This is a genomic window from Burkholderia sp. FL-7-2-10-S1-D7 (genome assembly GCF_001524185.1).
Taxonomy (GTDB): Bacteria; Pseudomonadota; Gammaproteobacteria; order Burkholderiales; family Burkholderiaceae; genus Burkholderia; species Burkholderia diffusa.
This window is the reverse complement of sequence record NZ_LOWY01000064.1, coordinates 1-5,163: the sequence shown is the minus strand read 5'-3', so window position 1 is coordinate 5,163 and position 5,163 is coordinate 1. Positions and strand designations below refer to the sequence as shown.

The 5,163-nt window shown below is 68.0% G+C and carries 6 protein-coding genes; 3 read left to right on the top strand and 3 right to left on the bottom strand.

The annotated features are described in order from the left end of the window. Positions 1 to 109: 109 nt before the first annotated feature. Together otsA and otsB are read right to left on the bottom strand one after the other, a co-directional pair. Complete coding sequence (otsA, locus tag WS75_RS20075; protein ID WP_059682448.1) at positions 110 to 1,486, bottom strand: alpha,alpha-trehalose-phosphate synthase (UDP-forming); 1,377 nt, start codon at positions 1,484 to 1,486, stop codon at positions 110 to 112. Next, positions 1,483 to 2,235: a trehalose-phosphatase gene (otsB, locus tag WS75_RS20070; protein WP_059682449.1), complete on the bottom strand. Its 753-nt coding sequence runs from the start codon at positions 2,233 to 2,235 to the stop codon at positions 1,483 to 1,485. The genes otsA and otsB overlap by 4 nt, the downstream gene beginning before the upstream one ends. Positions 2,236 to 2,517: 282 nt before the next feature. On the opposite strand from otsB, the gene WS75_RS20065 reads away from it, so the two are divergent. From WS75_RS20065 to WS75_RS20055, 3 genes are read left to right on the top strand one after another with little or no spacing between them, the layout of a single operon-like run. Then, entirely contained in the window at positions 2,518 to 3,162 is a 645-nt protein-coding gene (locus WS75_RS20065) for an SCO family protein (RefSeq protein WP_059682446.1), read from the top strand. Between the two features lie 8 nt (positions 3,163 to 3,170). Next, positions 3,171 to 3,611 carry a copper chaperone PCu(A)C gene (locus tag WS75_RS20060; protein ID WP_059682444.1) on the top strand — a complete coding sequence of 147 codons (441 nt, stop codon included), beginning with the start codon at positions 3,171 to 3,173 and terminating at the stop codon, positions 3,609 to 3,611. A 10-nt stretch (positions 3,612 to 3,621) separates the two neighbouring features. Further along, positions 3,622 to 4,494 (top strand): cytochrome c oxidase assembly protein, encoded by an 873-nt coding sequence (locus WS75_RS20055; protein ID WP_059682442.1) that lies wholly within the window; start codon positions 3,622 to 3,624, stop codon positions 4,492 to 4,494. A gap of 12 nt (positions 4,495 to 4,506) precedes the next feature. On the opposite strand, the gene WS75_RS20050 is transcribed toward WS75_RS20055, so the two are convergent. Beyond that, positions 4,507 to 4,998: a GNAT family N-acetyltransferase gene (locus tag WS75_RS20050; RefSeq protein ID WP_059682440.1), complete on the bottom strand. Its 492-nt coding sequence runs from the start codon at positions 4,996 to 4,998 to the stop codon at positions 4,507 to 4,509. Positions 4,999 to 5,163 lie beyond the last annotated feature (165 nt).

The window sequence follows — 5,163 nt, the reverse complement described above, 5'->3', positions numbered from 1 at the left end:
TGAAATACAAAACGCCCGATGCGGTGCATCGGGCGTTCTAGCGCCTGGATACTGTCAACCTATTCCAGGACTTGACACATCGCGCGGCCTCCGCCGTGCAGCGCGCGGGTTACACGCGCTGCAGGTCGCGCAGGAAGTTGTCGCGCCACACCGACACGTTGTTCTCGCGCAGCTGCGCGATCATGTCCGCATAGCGCGCGCGCCGCTCGGCGAGCGGCATCGTCAGCGCCTGCGACAGCGCGTCGGCCATCCCGTCGATGTCGATCGGATTGACGATCAGCGCGCCCGTAAGCTCGCGCGCGGCGCCCGCGAAACGCGACAGCACGAGCACGCCCGGATCGTCCGGATTCTGCGCGGACACGTATTCCTTCGCGACGAGGTTCATGCCGTCGCGCAGCGGCGTCACGAAGCCCACGCGCGCGAGGCGATACAGCGCGGCCAGCACCTGTCGGTCGTACTGGCGGTGAATGTAGAGGATCGGCGCCCAGTCGAGCTCCGCGAAGCGGCCGTTGATGCGCCCGGACTCCGCTTCGAGCTGCAGGCGGATGTCCTGATAGGCGCGCAGGTCGGCGCGCGTCGACGGCGCGATCTGCAGGAACGACACGCGGTTGCGGATCGACGCCTGGTGCTCCAGCAGCTTCTCGAACGCGCGGAACCGCTCGACGAGCCCCTTCGAATAATCAAGCCGGTCGACGCTCATGATCAGCTGGCGCCCGCGCAGCGACATGGCCATGCGCGCGGCCTTGCCGTTCTCGCCGGCCTGCGCGAGCGACGCGATCTCGTCCGGATACACGCCGATCGGATAGGCGGCCGCACGCAGCGTGTTGCCGAACGCGCTGACGCGCACCGTGCGCCCTTCGCGCGCCACTTCGCCGCCGGCCTCGAACTCGATGTAGTCGCAGAACGCGCGCAGGTCCGGCTCGGTCTGAAAGCCGAGCAGGTCGAACGCGCACAGCGACTCGACGAGCTCGCGATGCGGCGGCACGTTGACGAGCACCTGCGCGGCCGGAAACGGAATGTGCAGGAAAAAGCCGATGCGGTTCTTCACGCCGGCCGCACGAAGCGCACGCGCGAACGGGATGAGGTGATAGTCGTGCACCCAGATCACGTCGTCGTCCTGCAGCAGCGGCACGAGCTGCTGTGCGAGCCAGACGTTCACGCGGCCGTAGCCTTCGAACTCGTGGCGGTCGTACTGGATCAAGTCTGCGCGGTAATGAAACGCGGGCCACAGCGTCGCGTTCGAGAAACCTCGGTAGTACTGGTCGTAATCGCGGCGCGACAGCCCGACGGTCGCGAACGTCACGGGGCCGCGCTCCTCGATGCGGATCTGCGGCGCACCCGACGCGACCACCTCGCCGCTCCAGCCGAACCACATGCCGCCCGTCTCCTTAAGCGCGTCGTACACGCCAATCGCGAGGCCGCCCGCCGCCGGCTCGCCTTCCGAAATCGGGGCGACGCGGTTCGAAACGATGATGAGTCGACTCATGCGCCCTGCTGCTCCGCGCCAAGCCAGCGGGCGATCTGCTCGTGCAGCGCGTCGACCGAGTCGAGCCGCATGCGGGCCGACGTCTCGCCCGCGCCGACCTTGATCGACAGGCCGCCGCGCGCGTTGACCACCGCGAAGCCCTTCTCGTCGGTCAGGTCGTCGCCCGCGAACAGCGGCATGCGGCCCGCGAACGGCGGCTCGTCGAGAAACGCGGCCAGCGCGCGCCCCTTGTCGACGCCCTTCGGCTTGATCTCGAATACCATCTTGCCGGGCTGCAGCACGTACGCATCCGCATATTCGGCGACGAGGCGCTCGGCCGCCTCGCGCGCGGCCAGCTCGCGCTCGGGTGCGTTGCGGTAATGCAGCGCGACGGCCGCACCCTTGATTTCGAGCAGCATGCCCGGATGACGGTCGACGACGGCCGCGAGCTCGCGCTCGATGCGCAGCAGCCGTTCGTCGTTGAAGCCGATGCGCTGCGTGTCGCCGTTCGCATCGCGACGCTCGGCGCCGTGCAGGCCTGCGATCGGCAGGTCCGGCATGTTCAGGAACGTGTCGAGATTGTCGATGCCGCGACCCGACACGACGGCGACCGCACCGTGCGTGCGACGCCGCAGTTCATCGAGCAGCGTCAGCAGCGACGGTGGCACGTGAATGCTGTCGGGCGTCGGCGCCAGCTCGACGAGCGTGCCGTCGAAGTCGAAAAAGAACGCGGTATCGGTCAGGGACAGGGAAGCCGGAACGGATTGCATCGATTCGATGGTCTGAGGAGCGGCCTGCAAACGCGGGCCGCCGCTGCGAGAATGGAATTGTGCGCATCTTACCGCGCCTGCGTGGCGAGATGGGCGAAACCGGTGGCGGGCGAGCCTCGCGCGGCCATCCGTGTCAACTGCGACATATTGCCCCGCTCGCCCATGCCGTACGGGTTTCGAAAGGACGCAGGCGCCGGAATTGCGCTACAGTCTGCAACCGCCGGCCGCGCGACGCATGGCGCCGCGCCGGCCGACGACCGTTCCGTCCGATCGAGCCTCAGGATGTCGTCTGCCCGTCCCGCGCCGCACCGGCGCCTCTTCAGTCTGACCCGCTTCGTCCGCACGGCCGCGGCGCTGACCGCCGCCGTCGCGCTTGCCGCATGCACGCACGACGAGCCGAACTGGCACCTGACCAACGTCACGGGCCACCTGCCCGACCTGTCGTTCACGCTCACCGGCGGCGACGGCCACGCGGTCGACGCGAACGCGTTTCGCGGCCGCGTCGCGTTCGTCTACTTCGGCTATACGCACTGTCCGGACGTCTGCCCCGAAACGATGGCACGGCTGATGGAAGTGCTCGCGAAGCTCGGCCCGCAGGCGAACGACGTGCGCATCCTGTTCGTCTCGGTCGACCCCGCGCGCGACACGCCGCAGGCGATGCAGTCGTACGTCGCCGCGTTCGACGCCGCGCACGCGCGCGGCCTGACCGGCACCGACAGCCAGATCGAATCGCTCGCGAAGCGCTATCGCGTCGCGTACCAGATGGAAAAACGCGATCCGTCCGGCGGCTACGAGGTTACGCACAGCTCGGCCGTCTACATCTTCGACGCGAACGGTCGCGCGCGCCTGCTCGCGACCGACCGCGATTCACCCGACGCCATCGCCGCCGATGTGCGCCGGATCATCGACACCGCCTCCACCACCTGAACTCCGACATGAAGACGCTCCTCAAGACGTTCGCCCTCCTCGCCGCGCTCTGCATCGGTGCGCACGCGCATGCCGCCGGCGCGATCATCGCGCAGAACGCATGGGTGCGCTGGCTGCCGAACCAGCTGCCCGCGGGCGGCTACGTGACGCTCGTCAACACGGGCGACAAGCCGGTCGATCTCGTCGACGTCGACAGCCCCGACTACGGGATGGCGATGCTGCACCAGACCGTGTCGAACGGCTCGACGCAGAAGATGGAAATGGTCGACAAGCTGACGATCCCCGCGCGCGGCAAGGTCGACATCGCACCGGGCGGCTATCACTTCATGCTCGAGGAACCCAGGCACACGATCAAGCCCGGCGACACCGTGCGCCTGCGCCTGAAGTTCTCCGATGGCGAGACGGTCGACACGCCGTTCGCCGTGAAGTCGCCGGCCCAGGCGAAGTGATGCGCGCGCGATGAACGTCCTGTACTGGCTCGATCCGTGGGAACCGTCGCCGACCGTGGTCATCGCGGTACTGACCGCCGCCGTGCTGTTCGCGCGCGGCGTAAAGAAGGCGAAGGTGTCGCCGCTGCGGCAGTTCTCGTTCTGGCTCGGGCTGACGGCGCTCTACATCGCGCTGCATACCCGGCTCGACTACTTCTTCGAGCACGAATTCTTCATGCACCGTGCGCAGCACCTCGTGCTGCATCACCTCGGGCCGTTCTTCATCGCGCTGGCTTACCCGGGCGCGGCGATCCGCGCGGGCATACCGTTTCGCTGGCGGCAGCGCTTCGTGCGCCCCGCGCTCGCGTGGGCGCCCATGCGCGCGACGCTCGACGTGGTGTTCCATCCGGTCGTCGCGGTCGTGCTGTTCGTCGGGCTGATCTATTTCTGGCTGCTATCGCCGATCCACTTCATCGCGATGCTCGACTGGCGCCTGTATCGCGTGATGAACTGGAGCATGGTAATCGACGGGCTGCTGTTCTGGTGGCTCGTCGTCGATCCGCGTCCCGCGCCGCCCGCGCGGCTGTCTCCGGGCCGCCGGATCCTGATCGTCGTCGCGGCGATCCCGCCGCAGATCGCGCTCGGTGCGCTGATCTTCTTCACGCCGCACGAGTTGTATCCGATCTACTCGATCTGCGGACGCGCATTCACGTGGCTCAGCCCGCTGCGCGACCAGCAGATCGGCGGCCTGCTGCTGTGGATCCCGGGTTCGATGATGAGCGTGATCGGCGCGCTGATCGCGCTGCGGCACTGGCTGCGACTGTCGGCGCGCGGCCGCTTGATCGACGAGCGGGCGGCCGCCCGGCGCCCGCAAAGCCCCTCGGTGACGCGCGCCGCCCACTGACGGCGCGGCGCGTCAGCCGCGCGCGCTCGTCATCCACACGTGCGGGATGCCGTCCTCGTCGTGCACGTCCGAGCTCGGCGTGAAACCGAATGCCCCATAGAAGCGCTGCAGATGGGCTTGCGCATGCAGGCTCACCTGCGCATCCGGCCACTGCGCGCGGATGCGCTCGAGCGCGCGCGACAGCAATGCGTTGCCGAGGCCCGCGCCGCGAAACGGCGCGGTCGTCAGCACGCGGCCAATGCGTACGTCAGTGTGCTGCGCATCCGGCAGCAGCACGCGCAGATAGCCGGCGAGGCGGCCCGCCGGGTCGTACGCGGCCAGGTGCCACGCGGCCTGATCGGCACCGTCGATGTCGCGATACACGCAGTTCTGCTCGACAACGAACACAGCACTGCGCGCGTCGAGGATCGAATAGAGTTCATGCGCCGTCAGCGCGTCGAAGGATTTCCAGTGCCAGTCGAGATCGTCGGCGCGCACGGAGGCGGCAGGTGCGGAAGCATTCATGGTCGGTCCTGATTCGAGCGCGCCGGCCGGCGCGCAGCAACCGATGATTATGCCTCGAAGCGCACGCGGCACGCGTGCAGCCGCGCCGCTGTCAAGTCCTGGAATAGGTTGACAGTATCCAGGCGCTAGAACGCCCGATGCACCGCATCGGGCGTTTTGTATTTC

Bases quoted from the DNA above. Each gene is read 5' to 3' on its own strand.
- WS75_RS20065 (WP_059682446.1), top strand. From the start codon at position 2,518: ATGTCGTCTGCCCGTCCCGCGCCGCACCGGCGCCTCTTCAGTCTGACC.
- WS75_RS20055 (WP_059682442.1), top strand. From the start codon at position 3,622: ATGAACGTCCTGTACTGGCTCGATCCGTGGGAACCGTCGCCGACCGTG.
- WS75_RS20060 (WP_059682444.1), top strand. From the start codon at position 3,171: ATGAAGACGCTCCTCAAGACGTTCGCCCTCCTCGCCGCGCTCTGCATC.
- otsB (WP_059682449.1), bottom strand. From the start codon at position 2,235: ATGCAATCCGTTCCGGCTTCCCTGTCCCTGACCGATACCGCGTTCTTT.
- otsA (WP_059682448.1), bottom strand. From the start codon at position 1,486: ATGAGTCGACTCATCATCGTTTCGAACCGCGTCGCCCCGATTTCGGAA.
- WS75_RS20050 (WP_059682440.1), bottom strand. From the start codon at position 4,998: ATGAATGCTTCCGCACCTGCCGCCTCCGTGCGCGCCGACGATCTCGAC.